The organism is Phyllobacterium sp. K27 (assembly GCF_054796155.1).
The window spans coordinates 719,842-745,760 of sequence record NZ_JBTWND010000004.1 but is presented as its reverse complement, the minus strand read 5'-3'; the positions used below and the strand labels follow the sequence as shown (position 1 = coordinate 745,760).

At 51.0% G+C, this 25,919-nt stretch carries 20 protein-coding genes; 15 read left to right on the top strand and 5 right to left on the bottom strand.

Annotation, left to right across the window (positions count from 1 at the left end; genetic code table 11):
• Together ACYJL1_RS24990 and ACYJL1_RS24985 are read left to right on the top strand one after the other, a co-directional pair.
• Positions 1 to 1,065, top strand: coding sequence for an EscU/YscU/HrcU family type III secretion system export apparatus switch protein (locus ACYJL1_RS24990; RefSeq protein WP_460899779.1), 1,065 nt, complete (start codon positions 1 to 3; stop codon positions 1,063 to 1,065).
• A 27-nt stretch (positions 1,066 to 1,092) separates the two neighbouring features.
• On the top strand, positions 1,093 to 1,533 hold the full coding sequence (locus ACYJL1_RS24985) for a hypothetical protein (RefSeq protein WP_460899778.1): 441 nt from the start codon (positions 1,093 to 1,095) through the stop codon (positions 1,531 to 1,533).
• Here ACYJL1_RS24985 and ACYJL1_RS24980 read toward each other — a convergent pair.
• The gene (locus tag ACYJL1_RS24980; RefSeq protein WP_460899777.1) at positions 1,530 to 2,321 is read right to left on the bottom strand and encodes a helix-turn-helix transcriptional regulator; all 792 of its coding nucleotides are present in this window, start codon (positions 2,319 to 2,321) and stop codon (positions 1,530 to 1,532) included. The genes ACYJL1_RS24985 and ACYJL1_RS24980 overlap by 4 nt on opposite strands.
• A 223-nt stretch (positions 2,322 to 2,544) precedes the next feature.
• Between ACYJL1_RS24980 and ACYJL1_RS24975 the strand changes: the two genes are divergently transcribed.
• Entirely contained in the window at positions 2,545 to 3,699 is a 1,155-nt protein-coding gene (locus tag ACYJL1_RS24975) for a DUF3095 domain-containing protein (protein ID WP_460899776.1), read from the top strand.
• A gap of 37 nt (positions 3,700 to 3,736) precedes the next feature.
• Here the strand turns inward: ACYJL1_RS24975 and ACYJL1_RS24970 are convergent, their stop codons facing one another.
• On the bottom strand, positions 3,737 to 5,074 hold the full coding sequence (locus ACYJL1_RS24970; RefSeq protein ID WP_460899775.1) for a nucleotide sugar dehydrogenase: 1,338 nt from the start codon (positions 5,072 to 5,074) through the stop codon (positions 3,737 to 3,739).
• 366 nt (positions 5,075 to 5,440) lie between these two features.
• Between ACYJL1_RS24970 and ACYJL1_RS24965 the strand changes: the two genes are divergently transcribed.
• The 11 genes from ACYJL1_RS24965 (at position 5,441) to ACYJL1_RS24915 (ending at position 20,897) form a co-directional block, all read left to right on the top strand.
• Positions 5,441 to 6,787, top strand: a complete 1,347-nt coding sequence (locus ACYJL1_RS24965) for an adenylate/guanylate cyclase domain-containing protein (RefSeq protein WP_460899774.1) — start codon at positions 5,441 to 5,443, stop codon at positions 6,785 to 6,787.
• Positions 6,784 to 7,743, top strand: coding sequence for a polysaccharide lyase (locus ACYJL1_RS24960; protein WP_460899773.1), 960 nt, complete (start codon positions 6,784 to 6,786; stop codon positions 7,741 to 7,743). Before ACYJL1_RS24965 ends, ACYJL1_RS24960 begins: the two co-directional genes overlap by 4 nt.
• Before the next feature lie 124 nt (positions 7,744 to 7,867).
• A complete protein-coding gene (locus ACYJL1_RS24955; protein WP_460899772.1) occupies positions 7,868 to 9,754 on the top strand; it encodes an ABC transporter ATP-binding protein in 1,887 nt (628 codons plus the stop codon).
• Positions 9,755 to 9,795: 41 nt separating this feature from the next.
• Positions 9,796 to 11,676 carry an ABC transporter substrate-binding protein gene (locus ACYJL1_RS24950; protein ID WP_460900006.1) on the top strand — a complete coding sequence of 627 codons (1,881 nt, stop codon included), beginning with the start codon at positions 9,796 to 9,798 and terminating at the stop codon, positions 11,674 to 11,676.
• Between the two features lie 2 nt (positions 11,677 to 11,678).
• The gene (locus tag ACYJL1_RS24945; protein ID WP_460899771.1) at positions 11,679 to 12,677 is read left to right on the top strand and encodes an ABC transporter permease; all 999 of its coding nucleotides are present in this window, start codon (positions 11,679 to 11,681) and stop codon (positions 12,675 to 12,677) included.
• Positions 12,674 to 13,849, top strand: a complete 1,176-nt coding sequence (locus ACYJL1_RS24940; RefSeq protein ID WP_460899770.1) for an ABC transporter permease — start codon at positions 12,674 to 12,676, stop codon at positions 13,847 to 13,849. Before ACYJL1_RS24945 ends, ACYJL1_RS24940 begins: the two co-directional genes overlap by 4 nt.
• A 77-nt stretch (positions 13,850 to 13,926) precedes the next feature.
• The gene (locus ACYJL1_RS24935) at positions 13,927 to 15,141 is read left to right on the top strand and encodes a glycosyltransferase family protein (RefSeq protein ID WP_460899769.1); all 1,215 of its coding nucleotides are present in this window, start codon (positions 13,927 to 13,929) and stop codon (positions 15,139 to 15,141) included.
• A gap of 11 nt (positions 15,142 to 15,152) precedes the next feature.
• A complete protein-coding gene (locus ACYJL1_RS24930) occupies positions 15,153 to 16,397 on the top strand; it encodes a glycosyltransferase family 4 protein (RefSeq protein WP_460899768.1) in 1,245 nt (414 codons plus the stop codon).
• Positions 16,394 to 17,524, top strand: coding sequence for a glycosyltransferase family protein (locus ACYJL1_RS24925; protein ID WP_460899767.1), 1,131 nt, complete (start codon positions 16,394 to 16,396; stop codon positions 17,522 to 17,524). The genes ACYJL1_RS24930 and ACYJL1_RS24925 overlap by 4 nt, the downstream gene beginning before the upstream one ends.
• A gap of 157 nt (positions 17,525 to 17,681) precedes the next feature.
• Complete coding sequence (locus tag ACYJL1_RS24920) at positions 17,682 to 20,396, top strand: ABC transporter transmembrane domain-containing protein (protein WP_460899766.1); 2,715 nt, start codon at positions 17,682 to 17,684, stop codon at positions 20,394 to 20,396.
• Positions 20,397 to 20,429: 33 nt separating this feature from the next.
• Positions 20,430 to 20,897 carry a cyclic nucleotide-binding domain-containing protein gene (locus ACYJL1_RS24915; RefSeq protein ID WP_460899765.1) on the top strand — a complete coding sequence of 156 codons (468 nt, stop codon included), beginning with the start codon at positions 20,430 to 20,432 and terminating at the stop codon, positions 20,895 to 20,897.
• Between the two features lies 1 nt (position 20,898).
• Here ACYJL1_RS24915 and ACYJL1_RS24910 read toward each other — a convergent pair whose 3' ends face one another.
• Positions 20,899 to 22,644 (bottom strand): metallophosphoesterase family protein, encoded by a 1,746-nt coding sequence (locus ACYJL1_RS24910; protein WP_460899764.1) that lies wholly within the window; start codon positions 22,642 to 22,644, stop codon positions 20,899 to 20,901.
• Positions 22,645 to 23,122: 478 nt separating this feature from the next.
• Here ACYJL1_RS24910 and ACYJL1_RS24905 point away from each other — a divergent pair, with 478 nt between their 5' ends.
• Entirely contained in the window at positions 23,123 to 23,953 is an 831-nt protein-coding gene (locus tag ACYJL1_RS24905; protein ID WP_460899763.1) for an MBL fold metallo-hydrolase, read from the top strand.
• A gap of 67 nt (positions 23,954 to 24,020) precedes the next feature.
• Here the strand turns inward: ACYJL1_RS24905 and ACYJL1_RS24900 are convergent, their stop codons facing one another.
• Both ACYJL1_RS24900 and ACYJL1_RS24895 read right to left on the bottom strand, forming a co-directional pair.
• Positions 24,021 to 24,773: a polysaccharide deacetylase family protein gene (locus ACYJL1_RS24900; protein ID WP_460899762.1), complete on the bottom strand. Its 753-nt coding sequence runs from the start codon at positions 24,771 to 24,773 to the stop codon at positions 24,021 to 24,023.
• A complete protein-coding gene (locus ACYJL1_RS24895; protein ID WP_460899761.1) occupies positions 24,770 to 25,864 on the bottom strand; it encodes a glycosyltransferase family 4 protein in 1,095 nt (364 codons plus the stop codon). The genes ACYJL1_RS24900 and ACYJL1_RS24895 overlap by 4 nt, the downstream gene beginning before the upstream one ends.
• Between the last annotated feature and the right edge of the window lie 55 nt (positions 25,865 to 25,919).

Genomic DNA, 25,919 nt, shown 5'->3' with positions numbered 1-25,919 from the left:
ATGTCAGACGAGACCGATAAAGAGAGCAAAACCGAGGAAGCGACTGAAAAGAAAATCAGCGATGCAATGGAGAAGGGTAATTTACCCTTCTCCCGCGAAGCACCCATTCTAGCCTCGATCCTGGCGCTTATCATCATTGTTGTTTTCGTCGCGATTCCAAGTGGCGCGAAACTCACATCATTCCTTTCAGAACTTTTCGACAAGTCAGACGATTGGCGGTTGAACAGCGCCGACGATGCCCGGCAATTGTTCGCAATAATCGGGACAGCCGTCGGCCTTGCATTACTGCCTGTTATGATTTTGATCCCCGGCGCGGGCATTCTCGCCTCAGTCCTGCAAAATGCGCCGAGGATCGTTTTCAACCGTATTGAACCACAAGTATCGCGGGTTTCGCTTGGCAAAGGTTGGAGCCGGATTTTCGGGGCATCCGGGCGTGTTGAGTTTTTGAAATCAACGTTCAAATTTGCTGCGGCAAGCATCATCGTCTTTATGATCTTTTTCCGCGACAGCCATTTTTTTGTTGATGCCATAATTACCGAACCCGGGCAGCTCCCGGAGCTCATCAGAGCCCATATAACAAGGCTGCTTTCGTCGATAGCAATTGCAGTTACGATGCTCGCTGCTTTCGACATTGCATGGTCACGCATCCATTGGCGCAATGAACTGCGCATGACACGGCAAGAGATCAAGGACGAACATAAGCAGGCTGAAGGCGATCCTCTGCTCAAGTCACGGTTGAGATCTCTCAGCCGTGACCGCGCGCGGCAGCGTATGATTGCGTCAGTTCCGACTGCCACTCTCATCGTCGCAAATCCGACACACTTCTCAGTTGCACTTCGCTACAATCCGGCACAGGATCCCGCTCCTGTCGTTGTCGCCAAGGGGCAAGACATCATCGCGCTCAAGATAAGGGAAATTGCCGAGGCGAATGATGTACCGATTTTCGAGAATGTGCTGTTGGCACGTTCTTTGTATAAACAGGTGCAGGTCAATAATGTAATTGCCCCGGAATTCTACAAGGCCGTAGCTGAGCTTATTCAATTTGTTAATACCCGCCGAAAATAATAACATTGTCGATAGTCGGATGAATATATGAAGAAAACCCAGTATTCCGCGACGCGCGTCGAGATTCTAGAGCGCCATCTGACCGAGGTCATCAAAGACCTTCTGCTCGTTGATGTGGCCGACTATATCGCTTTTATCCGCTGTGAACTGTTCGGCAATATCGCTGACATCGTCAACTCAGCCACAGAATTGACCTTCTATCCCGATACGCTGACGTTCGGACACGGCGGTGAGTATCATCTGGACTGGAACTCGAAGCCCACAGTGACGCTTGATCTGGAGTTCAGCAACATGGGCGTAAATGCTTATTTTCGCTTGATCATTTCAGCCCATTCTACTGCTATTGATCTTCATCATTTGCGTTTCGCTCAAACGGGGCGAAGCCCGGCAGAAAATACAGCGCTGCTTGAAGCTGCCTTCGCAGATGCCCATTTGCCTCAATTCACAGCTTCGGAAAGGACTGATTAGAACCTGTTTGCGATAACGGGCATTTCTATAACCCCCAGAGCCAACGCAGTTGCGACGGTTGAGGTCCGATTGGCGCATCCGAGCTTGTTCTTTGCATTTTGCAAGTATGTCACAACTGTCCAGCGGGCAATGTCAAGAATTTCACCGATTTCCCCATCCGTCTTTCCATTGGCAGCCCAGTAAAGGCAATCCAGCTCCCGTTTTGTTAGCAGCTTCGCGACAACGGCAGCAAGTGCAGGATTACGATTGCCGTGGAGCGACGTGTGCAGACGGGCCGAACATGAAACCAGGCGTTGGCGCATCCGCTCAGTGAAACCCGCATGTTCAGATTTGTCGACGTTGAACGTGAACTCCGTAATCCCTTTGAAGCCATGGATATTGGAAGCACTGACTGCCAGAAACAGTTTGCCGGTGTTTCGCATTTCACGGTCCCAGAAGTATTTTTCTACGTGGGAGGACGTTTTGACTTCCTCCGCCAGATTCCGGATGACGCCTGCCGCCTGGGCAGGGCGGCGTGGCATAACCACGGCATCTAGCAGCGGATCTGACTTGTAATATCCCTTGGCCGAGTAGCGCATAACCCAACTGAAAGGCAAAGTTGTCGTGACAGAAACGTCCGGGGCGGACCCGCGATGGGGGATAGCCTGACTAGAGTAACCAACATGCGTTATATGGAGACAACCCAACTGTTCGCGGATGTCAATCAGCGTCTCCAGCGTGTCTCGCTTGGCAGAACTACCGAAAAAGCCTTCCTGAAACTCCGGGAAATGGGCTAAATCAAAATGCATTGGATAACAAACTAGTCCCCCTTGCGAGCATGATTTGCCAGCATTTCATTAGCACTCACAAGGAATGTCTCGTTCTAACGGGCAAGAATCGGCAGCGAGCATATGGTTGCATATTGCTGACGGCCCGCACAAGTTGAGAGCGATTGTATTTTCAACCTTTTGCATGTTTAAAGTAATGATAACTGTTCATCGCCTGCATAATCGGCCTGTGTTACTGTCTGGCATGGCAACTGAAGAAACCAACCATTTTTTCGAAACATTACCTGTATTCGAGCAGTTTGAAGGTGTTGCAGACAATTCCAATTACAAGGCGTTGCCGAATGACTGGATATTGGCCACAGCAGATATAGTGGGCTCGACCGAAGCCATAAAACAGGGGCGCTACAAGGCCGTTAACATGGCGGGAGCGAGTGTTATATCAGCGCTCCTTAATGCATTGGGGAAGCAGAACCATCCATTTGTATTCGGCGGCGACGGAGCCTTGGTCGCCGTCCCTGCATCACAGGAACTCAAGGCTCATGACGCACTTGCCGCAGTGCAAGTCTGGGTCGAGGAAGAACTGCACTTGAACCTGCGAACCGCCCTTGTCCCAATGGCGGATGTCCGCGCACACGGTCTGGACGTACGCGTAGCCAGATTTAAAGTCAGCCCGGACGTGTCCTATGCGATGTTTGCCGGTGGAGGAGCAAGTTGGGCCGAAGCTCAAATGAAGGCAGGCAAATATCTGATCAAGCCAGCACCACCGGGTTCGCGCCCGGACCTGACAGGTCTGTCTTGCAGGTGGAATCCCATTCATGCTCGAAATGGTGAGATCGTTTCCATTATTGCGATACCTGGCACATCAGGGGCGGATGCCCGATTCCAGCAATTGGTAACCGACGTGATTGCTGTGGCGGCCGAGCAAAGTCGCGGCGCCCATCCAATTCCTGAAGAAGGGCCGCCGATCAAACTTACATTGCACGGCATTGATGCAGAGGCAAAAGCAACTGCTCCGACTGGGAAAAGATTCTACAAAAAGTTTGCTATTCTCGCTCAGATCGGGCTGACCGTGATACTGGACAAATTTGGTCTGACGGCGGGGGGCTTCGATCCCAAAGTCTACAGACGCGAACTGGTTCACAATTCTGATTTCCGCAAGTTCGATGACGGACTGAAGATGACCCTTGACATTGACGCCGCACGGCTGACGCGTATCGAACAGCGTTTGAAAAAAGCGGCGAAGGACGGAATTTGTCAGTATGGCCTGCACAGACAAAACTCGGCTTTGATAACCTGCCTGGTACCGACACCGCTCGCGCATGACCATATTCACTTCATTGATGGTGCCACCGGAGGGTATGCGATGGCTGCCAGCAATCTCAAGGCTAAGCTGGTCTGACTGCGATATGGACTGCCCCGTTCTTTAGGCGGCACCCTCATGACTTTACTATATGGTCTGCCACAAGCCCGCGTTTTGTGAAAATATTGCGTGTATCAACGATCAAGGGTGACCATGCCGCTATCGATGCGTAATCAATGCAATCATGATCTGTTGAAATCAAAACCGCATCGTAGGATTCGACACACTCCCTTGTGAGGTCGACCGATTTTCGCCCCTTCAATGCCATATATTCACGCGTCGAGGGAATTTCCGTGACATATGGATCGTGGTAATCGGCCGTGCCGCCACGCTCATGGATGATTTCCATCAGTCGAAGCGACGGGCTTTCGCGAATATCAGGAACATTCTTTTTGTAAGCCAAACCTATGATTAGAATGCGCGAGCGGCTGAGAGCTTTTCCCTCACGGATATCCAAGGCTTCCGACAGCTTACTGACCACGTAACGCGGCATGGCGGAGTTGATTTCGCCTGCAAGCTCAATGAATCGTGTCGGCAGTTCATACTCCCGCGACTTCCACGTCAGATAAAAAGGATCAATGGGAATACAATGACCTCCAAGGCCTGGTCCGGGGTAAAACGGCATGTAACCGAAGGGTTTTGTTTTTGCTGCTTCAATAACTTCCCAGATGTCGATCCCCATTGCAGCATAAACTGTTTTGAGTTCATTGACCAAAGCTATATTCACGGCCCTGAAAATGTTCTCCGTGAGTTTTACGGCCTCAGCGGTTGCATTGGATGAGACAGGCACGACCGTCTTGACGGCTTGCCCATAGAAGGCCTGCATCAACTTGCTGGCTTCAGCACCATCACCAGCAACAATCTTTGGAATACTGGACGTATCAAAATCGCGATTTCCCGGGTCTTCCCGCTCTGGCGAAAACCCAAGGAAGAAGTCCTTGCCTGATTTCAACCCGGTCTTTTCCAGTATGGTTTTGACAACATCGTCCGTCGTACCGGGGTAAGTCGTCGACTCCAATATAATCAGCTGACCTGATCGAAGCGTGGCTGCAATTGAACGGCTGGTGGCTTCTACATAGGAAAGGTCCGGATCGCGATGTTTTGTCAGTGGCGTCGGAACGCAAATGACAATCACGTCACAGGCAGCAAGCTGCAGAAAATCATCCGATGAGCGGAATCTTCCCGCCGAGGTCTCTTTGGTGAGGTCTGCATTGCTTACCGCCTCAATGTAGGATTTTCCAGCGTCCAACGAGATAATTTTTGCCGGGTCAACATCGAATCCTGTCACGTGAAATCCACTCCGGGCAAGCGTGATCGCCAACGGGAGCCCGACATATCCAAGCCCGATCACTCCGGCCCTTGCCTGATGCGTTAGGAGTTTGTGCGAAAGGTCGATGAAAGCAGTATTGGTCACTTGATATTCCAGTCTTATCTGGCCTGCGCCTTCAGTCGTAGATGGCCGCTATACGGATAGCTGTCAAGCGAGCGGCACACCACCACTGATGTCACAATGAAGTGACAGCGCCCTATTGTTTCAAACTGCTGAAATGCCCATCTAACAAATTCCAATGTAATCAATTGAAGGACGCCTGTCTGTTTGCCTGCGAAAATCAAACGCAACTGGCGGGTTCACCTCAAAGGTGGATTGTTTGCCGGCGTTGACACTGCATCCGGATTCACTCATCCTGTTGTTATTATTCTCCTGTTCGCGCGTAGCTGATACGTTCGACAAATGGCATACGCGGAAAATGGACGTGGCTCGAATTTGTAAGGACGAGGGATGAGCGCGACCCAAGCGGATATTTCCACAATTCTTCTCGACAAGGTGGCGGACTGGGTTACTCAGTCAGCTTTGGCTGGTGACAGCCTCGAGTCAATCGTTCGCGGATTTTGCGAGCGCATTGCGGCGGCGGGCTTGCCCATAGCGCGTGTTAATCTTTCCTTTTCAATGCTTCATCCACTTTATGACGCTCTCGGCTTTACCTGGAAGCGTTCAAGCGGCATGACCGTGGAGGGTTACCGCCATAATCCTGGTGAAAAACCCGAGCGGTTTCTCCTCAGCCCTTATTTCTATTTGCTTAGCAATAATCTTGAGCATCTGCGGCGGCGTATCGATCTGGATGGGCCATCGGAATTCCCAGTTCTGGACGAATTGAAGCTTGAAGGCATGACTGACTATCTTGCTTTTCTGCAATCATTCGGTGGCCAGTCGACACAGGGCATGATGGGGTCGTGGGCAACTGATTCCAGTGAAGGCTTCAGCGACCCTATGATTGCCAAACTCTTGCGTTTGCAGAACCATCTTGCTGTAGCGGCAAAAATGGCTGTTCTGGGAAAGCTTGCTGACAATATGCTGACAACTTACCTTGGTGGCAATGCCGGCAAGCGCGTCCTTAATGGCCAGATTCGCCGCGGTGATGGTGAAACTATTCGTGCCGCACTGGTCATGGGCGACATGCGCCAATCAACGATACTGGCTGAAAAGGAAGGGCGGCAAGCCTATATCGATACCCTCAACCACTTCTTTGACGCGATTGCTGCCCCCTTTAACCGCGGCGGCGGCGAGATTCTGAGCTTCATGGGTGACGGTTTTCTTGCCGTTTATCCATGCGGTCGGCACAAAGATCCTTCCAAAGTCGCTTGTCAGTCCGCGCTTTCTGCCGTTTCCAAAGCCCAGGCACGCGTTGCCGAGCTCAACACGATGCGCCAGCAAGAAGGCCTCAGTGCCATCAGATATGGCATCGGACTGCATGTCGGCAATGTTATGTTCGGCAATGTTGGACTGAAGGACAGGCTGACATTTTCGGCGTTTGGTTCGGCCGTAAACGAAGTGCAGAGGCTTCAAAGCCTGACAAAGAAATATGACCGTGAGGTAGTCGCCAGCCAAGCATTTGCCACCTATTGTGGAGGTGATTGGACTACTCTGGGCGAGGAAAAATTGCGTGGTGTAGGTCAAAAGGTAACGGTTCTATTGCCGAAACATGCAGGACAAACGGCGCAGCTCGACGATGCTTATGACGAAATTACCTATGACGGACTTTCGGAAGCCGAACAGGTCATGCTACTTCACCGGGATGCCAAATCTACTCCACCAAAACGTCCCCTCCTAGAGAAATTCATGCAATGACAGGAAGATACATCACTATGGCCTTTCTTGCGGCAGCTTTGAGTGTAACGGGCGCGGCAGCGGAGTCCACAAGCGATGTCCTGGTTGATCGTTTCGATGGAAAAGATTTTTCCGCCGCAGGCGGGCTTTATTATCGCCAGAATTTTGAACAGCAGGCCGGTAAGGTCGAGTTTCAATCCGAGGTCAAACAAACCGGCGCTGGAGCACTGAAATTAAGCGTCAGGCCGTTTTGCCCCAAAGTACGAAAGAATTGCAGTGAGCGTGCGGAAGTTTGGGAGAAAACCCAGCATCGCGTCCCATACGACCAGGGTGTCTGGTATGGTTTTGCCGTCAAGTTTGCTGATCCAATTCCAAAGGACGATCACCGCTATTTGATTGCGCAATGGAAAAGGGAAATTGGGCCTGAAGCCGTAGGTGATTTCAGTCCGTTTTTGGCGTTGCGTCTTAATCATGGAAAACTTTTTGCAACGATTGAAACCAATTATATTGCGCCAGCAAAAGCAGCAGGACAAAGCACTGTTAAGGCTTGCGGGGATGGACAAACGCCTGTTTGGTACCGGCCTGACACCAATCAAATGCGCGCGCTTGTTGCAACTGACGATAAATGGACGCCGCAGGACGGCAAGCAGTTCAATAGTTGCACTGATGCCATTCGCATAACTGACAGGGGCAACAAGCTGCCTGCTCCGGATTCCGGTTGGATCGATTTTGCAATATACACACAACCGGGTCCTGATGGATCTGGCCATGTCGAGATTTTCGCCAATAGTAAATGGATTGTGACTGTTAAAGGGCATATAGGCCACGGCGACAAAGGGCTTGGCGACAATCAATATTTCAAGTTTGGCCCATATCGCGCAGCCGACAAGACTGAATGGACGCTCTATTTCGATAATTTCCGCCGCTCTCCCCGCTGTTCCGATGTTCTCGACGCCTCCGCCTGTCCCTTGCCGTAACTGAGAGTATGTATTTGATCTACTTGGGCAATCGCCATTCAACCAACTGGACTCGCGTAAGAGCGTAAGCTAGTCTCATTTCAGTTGACAGAAAACGACAGCCTTTAAGGATTAAGTCGCTCGCATGACGTCGGGAACGGATTTATTACGCATTGAGAACCTTGGCATCTCGTTTGCGATGCTTGGTGGACGAATGAATGTGGTCAAGGGCGTAAATCTTCGCGTTCTGCCAGGCAAAGTGACCGCTCTTGTGGGCGAGTCTGGCTCCGGAAAATCTGTTATAAGTCAATCAGTTATGGGTATTTTGCCCAATACGGCCAATGTCACGGGCAAAATCCTTTTCACCGATCCCGAAAATGGCCGAACGAACGACGTTCTGCAGATGTCCCCAGACAGCGCACAGCTGCGAGATTTGCGGGGCAAGCGAATGGCTAAAATCTTTCAGGAGCCAATGACGTCTCTGTCGCCATTGCATACAGTTGGCAATCAAATCAGCGAAGTTCTCCAAATCCATACGCGCGCAACCAAAGAAGAACGCAGGGCTCAGACGGAGGAGATGCTGGGGCTTGTAGGATTTCACAATCCTGCACGCACTTATGACATGTACCCGTTTGAGCTGTCTGGAGGTATGCGCCAGCGGGCCATGATTGCAATGGCTTTGATCTGCCGCCCTGCCCTTTTGATTGCAGATGAGCCGACGACCGCCCTCGACGTGACCATTCAAGCTCAGATACTCGAGTTGTTGAAGGACCTTCAGCAGAAGTTGAATATGGCGATGCTGCTGATCACACACGATCTGGGTGTCGTAGCCAACATGGCTGACGAGGTTGTGGTGATCTATCACGGCGAGATCATGGAAGCTGGTCCTGTGGAAGCAATCTTCCGCAATCCACAGCACCCATACTTAAAAGGGCTGATGGCTGCCGTACCGCACTTCGACATGAAGCCCGGAGAGCGGTTGAAGGCTCTACGTGAGGTTCCGGTCAACTCGGACACGCTTTGGGCAAAAAAGCCAAAGCGTGAAAATACGCCGGAGATTTTGCTTAGCGTAAACAACCTGACGAAAACATATGCCATTCGAAAATCTGGCATGTTCAGCAAGCATGACAAGACCCGCATAAAGGCCGTTGATGATGTCAGTTTCGACATCCGCCGGGGTGAGTGCCTTGGCCTTGTCGGCGAAAGCGGGTGTGGCAAGACCACATTGAGCAAGATTTTGATGCGTGCGATTACGCCCGACAGTGGCAGCGTGACTTTCAACGAGGGAAAGGGCGAAGTCGATGTTCTGGCGGCACAGGGCGATGCCCTGATGGACCTGCGAACTCATATTCAAATGGTTTTTCAGGATCCTGTTTCTTCTTTGTCTCCGCGCATGACAGTCCAGAATATTCTGAGCGAGCCGCTGGAAATACATGGACGCGGGAATAAGGCCTATCGTTTGGAGAAAGTGCGCGCATTGATACAGGCAATTGGCCTCGACCAACGCTTTCTCAATCGTTATCCGCATAGTTTCTCAGGTGGACAGCGCCAACGCATAGGTATTGCACGCTCATTGGCGCTTGGACCGCAACTGTTGATTTGCGATGAGCCGGTCTCTGCTCTGGATGTTTCCGTACAAGCGCAGATTTTGAACCTGCTCAAGGATCTGCAAAAGAAACTGGGGCTTACCTACCTGTTTATTTCCCATAACCTCGCCGTGGTTGACTACATGGCTGATCGGATAGCGGTCATGTGTGCCGGACGCATCGTCGAGTTGGCGCCTCGAGAAGTCATCCTGCGCAATCCGATACACCCCTATACCCGATCGCTTCTCGCCGCTGTCCCTTTTCCCGATCTGGACCGGCCTCTCGATTTTAAAACCCTCAAAACAAGTGGGGCCTCCGATAAACGAGCCTGGGGATCTCATTTTTTTGACGAAACCGGTTCAAACGACCTTGCACAAACCGATCTGGGTGGGGGGCATCTTGTTCTGGCTAGACGCAATGTTGATGCCAGGGAGTTACGAGCGTGATAACGCGGCGCAAAGTGCTTGGTACATTTGGGCTTGGTGGTTTGGGATATCTGCTGTCACCGAATTTCGCGTCAGCAGCGGACCGCGATATCGAACCTGAGTTCTTGTCTGATCGATTGAGAGCGCGCAGCCTACCGCCACTTGTCGAGCGGCTTCCTACACGTCCTCGCATCATTGGCCTTAAAAAAATGGGGCGCGTACCCGGCCGTTATGGTGGCACAGTTCGCACCATTATTGGTAGCGCCAAAGACATTCGTTTCATGACGATCTACGGATATGCCCGGCTTGTCGGATATGATGAAAAATTAGTGCTGCAACCGGATATACTCGAGGCGTTTCACGAAGAAAACGACACTGTTTTCACTTTTACCATTCGGGAAGGTCATCGTTGGTCTGATGGTTCACCTTTAACCGTAGATGACTTTCGATACTGGTGGGAAGATGTACTTCTCAACAAAGACCTGACGCCGGGCGGCGGATCGCTTGATCTGCGCGTCAATGGCAAGCTGCCGCAGTTTGAAGTTCTCGACGATCTGACCGTACGCTATACGTGGGATGCGCCAAATCCAAATTTTCTGCCAAGTCTGGCAGCACCGCAGCCACTGGCTATTCATGGTCCCTCAGCCTACCTTAAACAGTTCCACAAGAAGTATCAGGATCAATTCAGGCTCTCTGCATTGATGCAGGAAAACCGGGTAAAAAAATGGGCCGACCTGCACATCAAGATGGCGCGCGAATACCGGCCGGAAAATCCAAACCTGCCAACGCTGTATCCTTGGCGAAACACGACAGCGCCACCTGCCGACCAGTTTGTTTTCGAGCGTAATCCATACTTCCACCGCGTCGATGAGAACGGCAAACAATTGCCTTATATCGACCGCGTTGTTCTCAATGTCAGTTCGTCTTCGATTATCCCGGCAAAGGCAGGTGCGGGAGAAAGCGATCTTCAGGCAGCAGGCATTGATTTCAATGACTACACTTTCCTGAAGGATGCGGAGAAGCGTTATCCTGTAAAGGTCAATCTGTGGAAAATGACCCGCGGGTCGCGCGTTGCAATTCTACCCAATCTGAACTGCAAAGACGACGTATGGCGCGGTTTGTTCCGTGATGTGCGGGTACGTCGGGCACTGTCACTCGCGATCGATAGACATGAAATCAATATGGCTGTTTTTTACGGTCTTGGAACGGCGAGCGCTGATACTGTGCTTCCAGAAAGTCCCCTTTACAAACCAGAATATGCCAATGCCTGGATCAATCATGATCCGGAACAAGCCAATGCCCTGCTCGACGCAGTCGGCCTGCAAAAGCGCAATGACGACAATATACGTTTATTACCAGATGGGCGGTTTGCCGAAATTACTATAGAAACGCCAGGCGAAAGCACACTGGACACTGATGTTCTGGAACTCGTGGCGGATCATTGGCGAAAGATCGGCATTGCACTTTATATCCGAACTTCGCAACGCGACATCTTCCGCAGCCGTGCACAAGCTGGCAGGATTATGATGTCGATCTGGTACGGTATCGAGAACGGTGTTGCCACTGCGGACATGAATCCACAGCAATTGGCGCCCACCTCCGAAGATCAGCTCCAATGGCCTTTATGGGGCATGTATTACCTTTCGCTCGGTCAAAACGGGCAGGCCCCCGATTTGCCCGAAGCACAAGAGTTGATCCGACTGCAAAAAAGCTGGCGGAAATCCAGGAGCATGGATGAACGAACCGCCATTTGGCACCAGATGCTTTCAATCTTTACAAGCCAGGTTTTCTCAATCGGGCTCATAAACGGCACGTTGCAACCCGTCGTTCATACGAACAAGTTACAGAATTTGCCGGAACAGGGCCTCTATGGCTTTGATCCTACATGTTACCTGGGCATTTATATGCCCGATACATTCTGGCTTGAGACGGAGCACGTTTAGGGATGCTTCGTTATATTCTCTGGCGTGTTGCCGCCATGATCCCCACTTTGCTGATCATATCCGCTCTCGTTTTTGTAATCATTGAACTGCCTCCGGGCAACTTCATCGATAGCCAAATTGCAGAAATGCAGGCTCAAGGTGAAACAGTAAACATGCAGGACCTGGAAGAACTGCGCAGGCAATATGGCTTGGACAAGCCTCCTGTGCTGCGTTACTTTTATTGGGTTGCTGGTATGTTGCAAGGTGATTTCGGTTATTCATTCGAGTATCAATTACCCGTTAGCGAGGTGATCGGCGATCGCATGTGGCTGACGATCCTCGTGTCCTTCGTCACGATTCTCTTCACTTGGCTGATTGCTTTTCCAATCGGCATGTACTCGGCGACGCATCAATATAGCTGGAGCGACTATGGACTGACATTTCTGGGCTTACTCGGTATTGCCATTCCCAATTTCATGCTCGCGCTGATCCTGATGTACTTTGCCAATGTATGGTTTGGCACGTCGATTGGTCACCTGATGGACCAGCAATACCTCAACCAACCCATGAGCTGGGAGAAGGCGCGTTCAATTCTTTCGCATTTGTGGATACCGGTTATCATCGTTGGTACGGCAGGCACTGCCGGAATGATCCGCCGGCTACGAGCCAACCTTTTGGATGAGTTGCAAAAGCAATACGTCATGACAGCAAGAGCGAAAGGGCTTCATCCATTCAAAACACTGGTTAAGTACCCTCTTCGCATGGCCCTGAATTTTTTTGTGTCCGATATAGGATCCATCCTGCCGGCGATTATTTCTGGAGCGGAAATCACGGCGATCGTGCTATCTCTTGAAACGACAGGCCCCATGCTCATAAAAGCGCTTCAGAGTCAGGATATGTATCTTGCCGGCTCATTTCTCATGTTTCTCGCGTTCCTGACTGTTATTGGCGTCCTGATCTCCGATATCGCTCTTGCTTTTCTTGACCCCCGTATCCGGCTTGCTGGCAGGAGCACGAAGTGACGGATCAAATACCTCTTCCCGGCGAACCCTTGCAGCACTTTGTCTCGACTGCACCGTTCGATCCGATGTCCATTGAGGAAATGACCGAGGCGCAGGCCAAGGTTCATCTTGCCTCCCAACTGAAGTTGATGTGGTGGAAATTCAAGCGGCATAGGATTGCTCTGGCTTCGGGCATATTTCTGCTGATTCTATACGGCATGATCATCATTGCCGAGTTTTTGGCGCCTTATAATCTGCATACACGCAATGTTGATTTCATTCATTCTCCACCCCAACGCGTCCATCTTTTCCACGATGGCAATTTCGTTGGACCCTTTGTCTATGGCCGCGAAATGCGCTTGGATATGGAATCGCTGAAGCGGGTCTATACCGACAATAAAACCGATGTTCAGCCGCTCCGGTTTTTCTGCAGGGGTGACGACTATCGCTTCTGGGGGCAGGTACAGTCCAACCTCCATTTCGTGTGCCCGGCTAAAGGCGGCCAAATGTTTCTTCTCGGGACCGACCGTCTAGGCCGCGATGTGTTATCCCGTATCATCTACGGTGCGCGAATATCTTTGACTATCGGACTGATCGGGATCACCATAAGTTTCGTTCTTGGCATCGTCATTGGCGGTCTTGCGGGCTACCACGGCGGTGTTTTTGATCTTCTGGTTCAGCGTGTTATCGAAGTTTTGCAATCCTTGCCCAGTTTGCCACTGTGGATGGCTCTCGCAGCCATCATGCCTGTAACCTGGAGCCCCATACTGATCTATTTCGGAATAACCATAATTCTCGGCATGCTCGATTGGACCGGTCTTGCTCGATCGGTTCGTTCCAAGCTGCTCGCTCTGCGCGAGGAAGACTATGTCCTTGCTGCACAACTCATGGGAGCGAAGAGCAGCCGCATTATTGGACGGCATCTGGTCCCAGGCTTTATGTCGCATCTGATTGCAACGGCCACAATTTCTATTCCCGGGATGATCCTTGGCGAAACCGCCCTAAGCTTTCTCGGATTGGGCTTGAGGCCGCCGATAACCAGCTGGGGCATACTCCTTACCGAGGCAAGAAGCGTCAGCGTTATTGCCTTTTACCCTTGGCTGCTTTTCCCTATGGTTCCCGTTATTCTTGTTATTCTGGCGTTCAATTTCTTGGGAGATGGGTTGCGCGATGCCGCTGATCCATACAGATAAGAGGCTGGTAGATTGCAATTGATCACCTATTTGAATGGTATCGCGCGGGCCTGTCCGCAAAAAAGAAAGTTCCGACAATGATGCGTCGTTTCGAGGATGCACGGATCCTGATGTATAGTCATGATACGTTCGGCTTGGGTCATTTACGGCGGTGCAGGACCATTGCACATTCGCTTGTTGAGGATTACCGCGGATTGAACATCCTGATCATTTCAGGTGCAACCATTGCGGGCGCATTTGATTATCGTGCGCGGGTGGATTTTGTTAAGGTGCCAAGCGTCATCAAATTGCGCAACGGCGAGTACACATCCCTCGCCCGGCATATTGACCTGCACGAAACCCTGAAGATGCGGCAATCCATCATCAGACACACTGCAGAAACGTTTCAACCTGACATTTTCATCGTCGACAAAGAGCCTATGGGACTGAAGGGAGAAGTCGAGGAAACTTTGACCTATCTCAAATCACGAGGCACCACGCTCGTCCTTGGTTTGCGGGAAGTCATGGATGCTCCGCACCTTCTGGAAGCGGAGTGGAAGCAAAATCAGGTTATCAATAAAATCGATCAGCTCTACGACACTGTATGGGTGTATGGTCCGCCGGATTTTTATGACCCATTGGTTGACCTCGAGGTACCGGAGACCATCCGGGATAAAATGAAGTTCGTTGGCTTTCTGCAACGCAGCGTCTCTCATGAAACCGCCTCCGTACACGTTCCTGATGGTGACTACATTCTGGTTACCACGGGCGGTGGCGGCGATGGTGCAGACCTGGTCCATAATGTCATTCATGCCTACCAACAAGACCCTACATTGCAGCACAAAGCTTTCATTGTTCTTGGGCCTTACATGCCTGCCAAACAGCGGGCGAAACTGGTAAAGAAGGGCAGTAAAATTCCATACATACAGGTTATCGAGTTCGACAACCGCATGGAGGAATTGATCGCAGGAGCAAAGGCCGTGGTCGCCATGGGCGGATACAATACCTACTGCGAAATATTGTCGTTCGATAAACCAGCATTGATTGTACCGCGTATCGCTCCCCGGGAGGAGCAGTTGATCCGGGCCAAACGGGCTGCTGAGCTTGGTTTGATTGAAATGCTTCTGCCGGAAGAAGCTGAGGATCCGATAAAGTTCGCAGAGGTGCTCAAGCGTCTTCCTGAACGGGCACCGCCCTCCCAAAGCGGCAAAGGCGAAGGCATGCGCCTGGAAGGACTGGTTCACATCTCTGAGATTGTCGGCGAATGGTTGGAAGAGCGAGAGAATCAACCGCTTCCGGCGGTTGCCGAATAAGAGCAAGCATTTTGACGATACGCCGTAAAACACTGGTTGTTCTGAAGGGCTATCCGCGCCTTTCAGAAACTTTCATCGCGCAGGAACTACTTGGACTTGAACGCGCGGGTTTTGACCTCACCCTTATATCCATGCGCAAGCCCACCGATAAGAAGCGCCACCCAATCCACGATGAGATTAAAGCCCGGGTCGTGTATTTGCCGGAATATCTCCATAACGAGCCGTTGCGGGTATTACGGGGTCTGATTGGAAGTTTGAAGCGTCCGGGATTTCGGCCGTTGCTTCGTCAATTCTGGTCAGATCTCTTGCGTGATACAACCCGCAATCGTTTTCGCCGATTCGGGCAAGCATTGGTACTGGCTCATGAATGGCCAGACGCTGGCGAATGGCTGCATGCCCATTTCATTCACACACCGGCATCAGTGACGGCCTACACCAGCATTCTGACCGGTGTGCCATGGACCTGTTCTGCGCACGCGAAAGATATCTGGACATCTCCGGACTGGGAGCTAACCGAAAAACTGGGTAAGGCGCGCTGGAGTGTTACCTGCACGCGTTCCGGTTTCGAGCACATGCGTCAACTCACCGACCGGAAAGAAGAAGTGCATCTAAGCTATCACGGGCTCGACTTGACCCGTTTTGGGCATTTTGACCAACGACGATCCGATCGTGACGGCACCGATAAATCTGATCCGGTGCAAATACTGAGTGTCGGACGTGCGGTGCCGAAAAAGGGCTATGATATTCTTCTAAAGGCTCTGGCTCAATTATCGTCGGATATCAATTGGCAGTTCACGCATATTGGTGGCGGTGATGAGTTGGCCAGACTTAAGCCGCTCGCTGAATCTCTCGGTATTTCAGACCGCATTCTTTGGAAAGGAGCACTTGCTCAAGAAGAGGTGCTGAACCACTACCGACAGTCGGACATTTTTGCGTTGGCATGCCGTGTAGCTGCCGACGGTGATCGCGATGGACTGCCCAATGTACTTGTTGAAGCATCCAGTCAAAACCTCGTCTGCATCTCGACCAATATTTCGGGAATTCCGGAGCTTTTGACCGGCGGAGAAAACGGCTTCGTTGTACCGCCCGAAGATCCTCGCCTCATGGCAGTTGCCATTGAGCGAGCCATACGCGAACCGGATTTAAGACATCGCCTTGGCCTGGCCGCCGGGCGACGCGTTCGCGAGCATTTTGATCACAATTCCAGCATCCGGCAGCTCACTCGGCTGTTTGAAGATGAGTGGCAGAAACCATGAAACCACCACACGTCTTCTTTTACGTTCAACATTTGCTTGGCATAGGGCACCTCGCAAGAGCCAGTCATATTTCACGCGCGCTTGTAGATGCCGGCTTTGATGTGAGCATGGTTACGGGTGGGTCGAGTGTATCCGGATTTCCCGGTCCCGGAGTAAAACAGATCGCATTGCCGCCTCTGCTTGCAGGGAATGCTGGTTTCAGCGGACTTATCGACGGGAATTCCAGACCCGCCAACGAAGATTACCTCAATAAACGCCGCAATCTTCTGCTTGATGCCTTTCACGAAGCGCAGCCCGATATCGTGATTATCGAAGCCTTCCCCTTTGGCCGGAGACAAATGCGCTTTGAGCTTATGCCGCTGCTGGAGGCGATTGAAACAACTTCTCCAAGGCCAATTTTGTTGACGTCGGTACGCGACATACTCCAGGAGCGGACAAAGCCGGGGCGTGATGAAGAAACCGTCTCACTGATCAAGTCGCATTTCGACCACGTTCTGGTCCACGGCGACCCCGGTTTTATAGCCCTGCCTGATACTTTTCCATTGGCAGAATTGATTGCTGACAAGGTTATTTATACAGGGCTTGTAACCGGGCCTGCGCCCTCTCCCGCTGCCGACAGGTTTGATGTTGTTGTTTCGGCTGGCGGTGGCGCTGTCGGCGCTGATCTGCTCCGATCCGCATATCGCTGCGCCACACAATCCGACTTTAAGGGAACCTGGTGCCTTGTCGCTGGCCCTAATCTTCCTGAACCCGATTTTACAGCTCTGTCCGCGGAGGCACCTGACAATGTCACTGTTGTCAGATTTCGTCAGGACTTTCCGGGCCTGCTTCGAAACGCGCAGCTCTCAATTTCACAGGCAGGTTATAATACGGTTGGCGACATCCTTCGTGCCCAATGCCGTTCGATCCTTGTTCCATTCACAACAGGTGGTGAAACAGAGCAGAGTGTGCGCGCATCGCGCCTCGAAACTCTCGGCCTGGCAATTGCATTGCCGGAAGGTGGCTTAAGCAGCGAAGTTCTTGCTAGCGCCATAAAATCTGCTTTCACTGCAGGACCTTGGCCAAAACACAATTTGGACTTGAACGGCGCCCGGCAAACTGCAGCATTGTTACGGCAGATGCTATAGGCTGCATTTGCCACAATACGCATCCACAGTGCCATGTTATATGGCATCATTGGCTTTGATGATGTAAGTTCAGGTGATTCAGCTCACAAGGTCATCTCCACCGCTCCGCCTGTTTCACGATCTAGATTCCTGCTGACGTCACAGCTCACGGTTGTTCATGGAAAAAAGTTTAACTCGGTACATCTGGTCGAACACACGACGGCAGCAGATATGGATTCTGATTGTTGTAGCCGTTTCGATGATCCCGTATTTTTTATCGTTCGATCTGCCAAAACAAATTGTAAACGGACCTATACAGGGAACTGGCTTCGAATCTCCCGGAGCTACGCAGACCTTTATGCGCGTCCGGTACGAAATTCCTTATGTGGGCGAAGTTACATTCTTCAATGGTCTCGAACTGACCCGCTTCGAGACGCTAATGGCGCTCAGCCTAGTTTTCCTATTCCTGGTAATCATCAACGGGCTCTTCAAACTCTATATCAATACCTATAAGGGGCGCCTTGGTGAGCGAATGCTGCGCCGCATCCGGTTTGAGCTGATCGATCGCGTACTGCGTTTTCCTCCATCCCAGTTCAAACGGGTAAAGTCGGCCGAAATTGCTACCATGATCAAAGACGAAGTGGAGCCGATGGGTGGCTTCACCGGCGATGCATTTGTACAACCTGCCTTGCTTGGCGGCCAAGCTTTGACAGCACTGGTCTTCATCATCATGCAGAACTTCTGGCTGGGCATGATTGCTGCCGGCATTGTTGCCATACAGGGCGTCGTTATCCCGCGCATGCGCAAGCGGTTGCTGGAGCTTGGACGACAAAGACAGCTGACCGCTCGCGAGTTGTCAGGTCGTGTAAGTGAGATTGTCGATGGAATTGCTACCATTCACGGCAATGACACCTCCAACTACGAACGGGCTGATATAGCATCACGTCTGGGGCTGATATTCTCGATCCGTTATGACCTTTACCAGTGGAAGTTTCTCGTCAAGTTCATCAATAACTTTTTGGCGCAAGTCACCCCGTTCTTATTCTACTCCATCGGTGGCGTTTTGGCTTTGCAGGGAAGGCTCGACATTGGTCAGCTTGTTGCCGTCATCAATGCATATAAGGATCTGCCTGGACCACTGAAAGAATTGATCGATTGGGATCAGGCGCGGCAGGATGTTCAGGTAAAATACGCCCAGGTGGTCGAACAGTTCAATGTCGACCAACTGGTTGATCCCAAGATTCAAGCGCTCGCGCCCGCCCCGGCAACCCGGCTTGAACACGCATTGCATGCGGTCAATCTAACTGTTTTGGATGATAGCGGCGCCCCGCTACTTAATCATATCTCGCTTGAGATAAAGCCTTCTGAAACTGTTGCAATAGTCGGCAACAGCGCCAGTGGCGCTGAAGCGCTTGCGGAAGCTGTTGCCCGCTTGGTTTGGCCACATCAAGGACGTATTACGATTGACGGAACTGACCTGCTTGAGTTGCCCGAGTCCGTCACGGGCCGCCGGATCGCCTATGCCGCGTCCGATACCTATTTCTTCCATGGTACGCTTCGCGACAACCTTCTTTATGGACTTAAACATGCCCCTTTGACAAAGGTCGAGTATGAAGGAAAACAGGCAGTCAACTATAAATGGAACGTCAATGAGGCACGTCGCGCAGGCAACCCGGAACTCGATCTCAACAGCGATTGGGTGGACTACATCTCCGCAGGCGTAACTGGCCCTCACGATCTTTTCAAAGTCGTTCGTCCCGTTCTTGACGCAGTGATGATCTCACAGGATATCCAGGATATGGCGCTGCGATCCTTGGTCAATACCGCAGCGCACAGCGATCTCACCGACAGGATCGTCGAACTCCGAGAAGCCCTTCGCAAGCGTCTGAAGAAAGAAGACCTTGAGGATTTGGTCGTTCCGTTCAAGCTGAAAGAGTATAATCCGCAAGCCACCATCGGCGAAAATCTTCTGTTCGGCACCATGAAACGTCCCATGATGACCAACAGAAAACTTGCGGCTCATCCCTATTTCCGCTCGGTTCTGCGAGAGAAAGATCTTTATATCGATCTGTATTTGATGGGTCTGGAAATCGCATCGAATGCCGTGGAGCTTTTCCAGGATCTGCCACCAGATCATCCATTTTTTCAGCAGTTGACATTCATGACTGCCGACGACATTCCGGCATACCAGATTCTTCTACAAAAACTGCAAGGCCGTGGAATTGAAGCCGCGTCGCCAGAAGAACGCTCAAACATTATCCGGTTGAGTTTCTCTTATATCGAGCCAAGACACCGTTTTGGTTTGCTGAACGATGAGCTTATGGCCAAGATTGTAGATGCACGCGCTCGCTTTCATCAAAATCTGCCTGACGACCTGAAAGAGGTAATCGAACGCTACGATCCCAAGACGTTCATCTCGTCCGCGACACTTCTGGACAATGTGCTTTTTGGCAGAATTGGATTTGCACAGGCGGATGGCTCCGACAAACTGCGGGATATAATGCGCGATATCTTCAACAAGCTCGATCTCTTCGAGAGTGTTCTTTCTATTGGTCTCGATTTTGACGTGGGTTCAGGTGGAAAGCGCCTGACAAATGTTCAGCGCCAGAAATTGAACGTGGCGCGTGCCTTGCTCAAACGGTCCGACTATTTGATCTTTAATCGCCCGCTGCCAGCACTTGACCAACGCGTTCAGGATAAGATCACGCATAACATTATGGAAAATCTTCACGAAGAAGGTCATTCACCATCAATCATCTGGGTACTTTCCAACACCAATCTTGCCAAACTGTTCGACAGAGTCGTCGTATTTGACAATGGGGCACTGGTGGAGGACGGAACACATGCTACTCTTCTGGAGAAAAACGGTGTATTCAAACAATTGGCTTCATAAAATCCGATGACTGTCACAAGGGATGCTACGCATATGCTGCTTAAAGACGAAGTGGAAATGTTGCGGCGGGTGCCATTGTTTTCGGGGGTTGCTCCCGCGAAGTTAAAACTTCTTGCGTTCACATCGGAACGCGTAAGCTATAAGACAGGCCAAGTGCTTTTTAATCAAGGCGACCCTGCCGATGCTGCCTATGTAATATTGTCAGGCGCAGCTGACATTCTCGCTGACAGTCCAAGCGGCGAAATAAAGGTCGCCGAGATTGAACACGATTCAATTGTCGGGGAAATCGCGATCCTGTGCGACGTCTCGCGTACAGCTACCGTCAGGGCAAATTCACCGCTCGAGGCTCTGCGTATAAGCAAGGATCACTTTATCAAACTGCTGAGCGATTATCCGGAAATGACGATTGAGATCATGCGCGTTCTCGCCGACCGACTGAGCCATACAACAACAGAACTCAGCGAAGCCCGCAGCAAACAAAAGCAGCACGCTGCAAAATAAGTTATCGCCACTGCCCGTTTTTCACTTGGCCCGTTTCAAGCGAAACAGAAAAATTGCACGATGGCAGTCCCGACATGTATGACGCCATCATGCGGAAGATTGTTGCAAATATGCGCTTGGCTTCCCCATTTTTACATAGATCGGATTTGTAGGCATCGATCAACAACCGATACATTGTCATTCTGTCTGCTGATATCCAGTCCAACGCCATCTCGCTGCCCATTCGCAAGCGATACCAATCGCCAAGCATGTCCAGGACTGGAACAGAACTCATTTCTTTCAAGGTCTCTTTCATAACGTTTGAACAAGACCGCTCTGTCTTCAATGTCAGAGCGATATCATCCAGATCAACGACCTTCTCCGATTGGGCCAGCAGAAACAGATCGCCAAGATTCAACTGTTTGACCGCTCGCGCCAGTTCTTGCGGCCATTCTCGTTTGAGATAACGATGTACTACCAGCTGATCTATGTGCCCTGACAGAAACTCACCATAATTGCTGGCCTCAAGCATTGAACCAACATTCTTCTTTGTGACTGCAATTTCGTTTCGATACTGGCAGTTAATCTTGTTATCAATCGGCATATCGCCCAATGATATTGTCTCAATATCCACCCTCTCGTTTCCAATGGTTAAAATCTTGAATGCTGGAGGAAATGCAACAAGCGATGGCACACCAATATTCGTCAAGGTGCCGGAGTTGTTCGAAACGGTCGCCGTGTCATTCACGTGCAGATGGCCACTGAAATGTATTGACACTCCAGCCTTTATAACTGCATCGGCGACCTCCACGGATGGAGTTCGTCTCACCGAGCTTGTCATGCCAAACAACGTCTGTTCATCTGCCGTCGTATTGTCCATCATGTCAATCATCGGGTAGTGGGAGAAAGCCAGAAGTGTCTTCCCCTCAGACTTGGCTCTTGTAGATACATCTTTCATCCATTCCAGAATGAAGGGTTTGTGAATGAGCATGGCGTTCCAGCCCGCATTCGTACTATCTATGAACGCAGCCGAATCTGCGTGTGAAAACGCGCCGTTACGAGGTTCAAATACATTTGCGTCAATCATGAGTAGCCAAAGATCCGGCACCGGTTCAATCAGATAGGACGCGTCCATGAGTTGATACTCGTTGTTCCCATCAGCAGAACAAGCGGCATAAAGACGGCGTTCCGGGACATTATCCCTTCCAAAAGGCGTTTCCCAATAGATTGCATTCGCTTTTGAAAAAAAACCGAGATCGGGAAGCGCGCGCAAGCCTTCAGGATATCCCAAACAGTACATCTTGTCGCTGAACACCATTGCCTCAGCATCTTCATCGACAAATTCATTGTCACTGGCAACGGTCGTATAAGTGCCATTCGCGTTCAGAAACCGCTTGGCGTGATGACGGCCGTTCGGGCCAAAAATATCGTGATTTCCTGTAGTCCCTATGAAAATCAACCCATGGCCTTTGCTATAGCTATCAAGCAGTTTCTTTAGTGTTGAAACTGTACCAACCTGACCATCGTCTGAATGATCGCCGAGCAAAACGACAAGATTTATGCCTTTCGCCACAACGCAATCAAGAGCGTTTCTCAGGGCGTGATAACTCTCGTTGAACACGCGAGTGGAGCGCATCGTATCTGTCAGCCTGCGGGCTATCATGCGCCCCCCCTCGACCTCTATCCCTTCGAAATCATAATCACCATAGAGATCGTGGAAATGAGCATCTGCAATAACGGCGATACGAGCAAATTTTAAAGAAGACATGAGGTCAGCCGTTCAAGTGATAAACATTCTATTCGTATTGGTTAGAGCGGAGAACATCCAAATGGAATCATTCTGCTGGAGGGAATTCGTGAACAAGGTCGAGGGATTTGGCGAGGCCGATGCCTTTCCATCGGACGATGTCGAAGCCCGATGGATTTGGTCCGAATTCACCCGGCCCTTCGGGTTTCCGGCTGGCGGCCAACCACGTTGTCAGGCGGCGTCGGACGATGGAAAAACATCGACCTCGCCACCTTCCTCGTGGATTGTCTCGCCATCCGAGAAACAGAACTGGTTCCATTTGGATGTTCTCCGCTCTAATTGTCATAAACCTTAAAAAGCAAGTTGCTATCGCCTACATATCAACAGAAGCGAATTTTTAATGCGTAGCCTGTCAATAAAAAGGAATACAAGCCTCGCATAACGATCGCAGTTTGACTACGATATCCCCCAAATTGGGGAACTAGGTGTAAAGAGCATAATGAACGACCAAGTATTTCGGGTGAAATTCTGGGGGACGCGAGGCAGTGTTGCGGTTTCGGGACCCGAGTTCGTACGGTATGGAGGAAATACCGCCTGCATCGAGGTTCAATGCGGAAACCGTAGATTGATTTTTGATACCGGCTCGGGTGTACGGCAAGCCGGTGAGGCTCTGTCCCGGGAAGGCGTCGAGCAACTCGATATAATTTATACCCATAGCCACTACGACCATATTATCGGCCTGCCCTATTTCACGCCTCTTTATAATCCCATGATGAGCGTCCGTCTCTGGTCAGGCCATCTGGCCGGGCAAATGACAACAGGTCAAATGATCAAGCAGTTCATGCGCCCACCCTGGTTTCCGATAGAATCTGATATCTGCCAGGCATGTCTCAATTTCCAGGATTTTCGCGCCGGAGACACACTCACTCCGTTTGAGAAGGTTATCATACGTACTGATAAATTGAATCATCCAGGTGGCTGCGTTGGTTACAGAATTGAATGGGCTGGACGCGTCCTCGCATTGATTTTTGACACGGAGCATATTGACAACGAACTGGATCCGGCCGTTCTCGGTCTCATTCGGGATGCTGATCTTGTTGTTTATGACTGCACATATACTGAAGACGAGATGCCACGGCGCTTTGGGTACGGTCACTCGACTTGGCAACACGGAGTCAAGCTGGCAGAAGCTGCAAAGATCGGCAAACTGGCCTTGTTCCACCACGCTCCGTCACGGACGGACGACGAAATTGATGAGTTCGAAAGGCTTGCAAAGTTGCGCTTCGAGCAAACATTCGCGGCCCGGGATTTTCAGGTAGTCGACCTTTAGAGCGGAGAACATCCAAATGGAATCGTTCTGCCGGAGGCAGAACGATTCCATTTGGATGTTCTCCGCTCTAAATCAGCTCCCCTGCAGATACCCAGCGGCAACCTCCCGTTTCAGTTGAAATTTCGAACAGCATCCTTAGAAAACTCCAGGCAGATTCGTCATGGACAAGATGATGGGTCAGAATGCCGATCGTGCTGTCATGATCCTCAAAGCGATCACGCATTTCCTTGACTATCTCCGCGACCAGTTCGGAATGATCCCGGCAACCACGCGTGCCGTGCCAATCAATCAGATCAATGTGAGCATTCACAACACGAATATGGTCTCTCTGATCAACCTTTCGCTTCCCAAACACCGAAAGCGCCGCGAATCCCACGCTGTTCAAGTGCGGCAACAATGAAGAATCGATACGATTCCATGGTGGCACAAGTATCGGCAAAGCCTGTTTGGGAAACAACGTCCCGGTGCGCGTTCTTCCCTCGTCAAGCTCGGCGAGAATCACGCTCAATGGGCGATGGCGACCCAATTCCTGTTTCTTTTCCCCATCCCAGGCATGATTTTCGTGTGACCAGCCATGCGTCGCAACGCCAGCAAACCGCTCCGATTGCAACCGCTCAGCAAGAGGTATACCGGCCAAAGACGGTATCACTGCCAACAATACCGGTACCGCATACTCATTGCTCAGCATCAGCAAGCGTTCGAGAGCCACGGTGGGCTCCACAGCATCATCATCGCGCAACCAGAACTGTACACTGCGGCTGGCATTTATCCAGCGGGATAGCTCGTCGCGCAACGGTTGCCAAACGGTATTCCTGGTCATCGGTCTTGTTCCGTATGCGCTCTCAACAATAGATCCAACTGCTTTGAAGCCAGTTCAAGGGAGTGTTCTTTCAAAACAAATCGCCTCGCCGCATTTCCCATGACATAGCGCCGCTCATTGTTCGTGTGTAAATGTTCTATTGCTTTGGCAAAGGCAGCCACATCGTTTGCCGGTGTAAGCATACCAGTGACGCCGTTTCTTACGACTTCTGGAACGCCAGCTACTGCTTGCGCTACCACTGGCAGCCCTGCTGCCTGCGCTTCAAGGTAAGCAATTCCATAGGCTTCACCAAAGCCTGGCCAGACATATACTCCAGAATCATAAAGGATCTTCGTGACTTCATGTGATTGTTTTTGCCCAACCCATTCAATGCGATCCTGGTTGATACGAGCGAAACAGGCTTTCACCAGAGCGCTGGCAGGGCCATCACCGACGACCTTCAGGGTCCACGGGATATGATTCAAAAGCGCCAGCGATGCAGCCAACATCCGGTAGCTTTCCAATTTATCACCCGGTCTCATCATAGCAACAGTGACGAGTTGATTGGTACCAACCGCAGTTGGCTCGTCGGAGAAGGCCATTATATCGATAAATGGAGATAATCTTTTCAAGCGCTCTTTTGGTACAAGCTGCTCAAGCCCGATCTCGTCTCTTCCTGTAAAACAGATGTTCACTGCCGCCTGCCGGACACCATCAACAACATGTGATTGTTGCTCCCCCCACTCATCACCACTGCGGCGTTCGGAATAGGAGGCTTCGGCGGTAATGTAAGGGAGTCCGAACATACGCGCCAAGTCCGGTCCGAGCAGATCCGGTGCCTTGTAATAGGGGTGATAGGTAAACCAGAGATCGGGCTTGCCTCCCTGTTGCCAAAGTTTGCCGAGGCGATGGCGCTCCTGTTCTGCACTGCTGTAAATCGCAGACCGGCTGGTTGGGTCAGGTGTCCTGGTAAAGCTTCTGAGTTCAGATGCAACCACTACACGATGGCCAGCCATCTGCATTGCCCGGATTAAAAGCCGAGCCATGGCACGATCCCCTGAAGGAACAGAATGATTGGGTGATTTCAGCGGGGCATAAAAAGCAATATACATATGTGAAGCGAGATAACCTTCTCAACAAACATGCCGCACCATGCGGGAAGATTGA

Coding starts and splice junctions, on each gene's coding strand:
- ACYJL1_RS24990 (WP_460899779.1), top strand. CDS start 1: ATGTCAGACGAGACCGATAAAGAGAGCAAAACCGAGGAAGCGACTGAA.
- ACYJL1_RS24985 (WP_460899778.1), top strand. CDS start 1,093: ATGAAGAAAACCCAGTATTCCGCGACGCGCGTCGAGATTCTAGAGCGC.
- ACYJL1_RS24980 (WP_460899777.1), bottom strand. CDS start 2,321: ATGCATTTTGATTTAGCCCATTTCCCGGAGTTTCAGGAAGGCTTTTTC.
- ACYJL1_RS24975 (WP_460899776.1), top strand. CDS start 2,545: ATGGCAACTGAAGAAACCAACCATTTTTTCGAAACATTACCTGTATTC.
- ACYJL1_RS24965 (WP_460899774.1), top strand. CDS start 5,441: ATGAGCGCGACCCAAGCGGATATTTCCACAATTCTTCTCGACAAGGTG.
- ACYJL1_RS24960 (WP_460899773.1), top strand. CDS start 6,784: ATGACAGGAAGATACATCACTATGGCCTTTCTTGCGGCAGCTTTGAGT.
- ACYJL1_RS24955 (WP_460899772.1), top strand. CDS start 7,868: ATGACGTCGGGAACGGATTTATTACGCATTGAGAACCTTGGCATCTCG.
- ACYJL1_RS24945 (WP_460899771.1), top strand. CDS start 11,679: ATGCTTCGTTATATTCTCTGGCGTGTTGCCGCCATGATCCCCACTTTG.
- ACYJL1_RS24935 (WP_460899769.1), top strand. CDS start 13,927: ATGATGCGTCGTTTCGAGGATGCACGGATCCTGATGTATAGTCATGAT.
- ACYJL1_RS24925 (WP_460899767.1), top strand. CDS start 16,394: ATGAAACCACCACACGTCTTCTTTTACGTTCAACATTTGCTTGGCATA.
- ACYJL1_RS24920 (WP_460899766.1), top strand. CDS start 17,682: ATGGAAAAAAGTTTAACTCGGTACATCTGGTCGAACACACGACGGCAG.
- ACYJL1_RS24915 (WP_460899765.1), top strand. CDS start 20,430: ATGCTGCTTAAAGACGAAGTGGAAATGTTGCGGCGGGTGCCATTGTTT.
- ACYJL1_RS24910 (WP_460899764.1), bottom strand. CDS start 22,644: ATGTCTTCTTTAAAATTTGCTCGTATCGCCGTTATTGCAGATGCTCAT.
- ACYJL1_RS24905 (WP_460899763.1), top strand. CDS start 23,123: ATGAACGACCAAGTATTTCGGGTGAAATTCTGGGGGACGCGAGGCAGT.
- ACYJL1_RS24900 (WP_460899762.1), bottom strand. CDS start 24,773: ATGACCAGGAATACCGTTTGGCAACCGTTGCGCGACGAGCTATCCCGC.
- ACYJL1_RS24895 (WP_460899761.1), bottom strand. CDS start 25,864: ATGTATATTGCTTTTTATGCCCCGCTGAAATCACCCAATCATTCTGTT.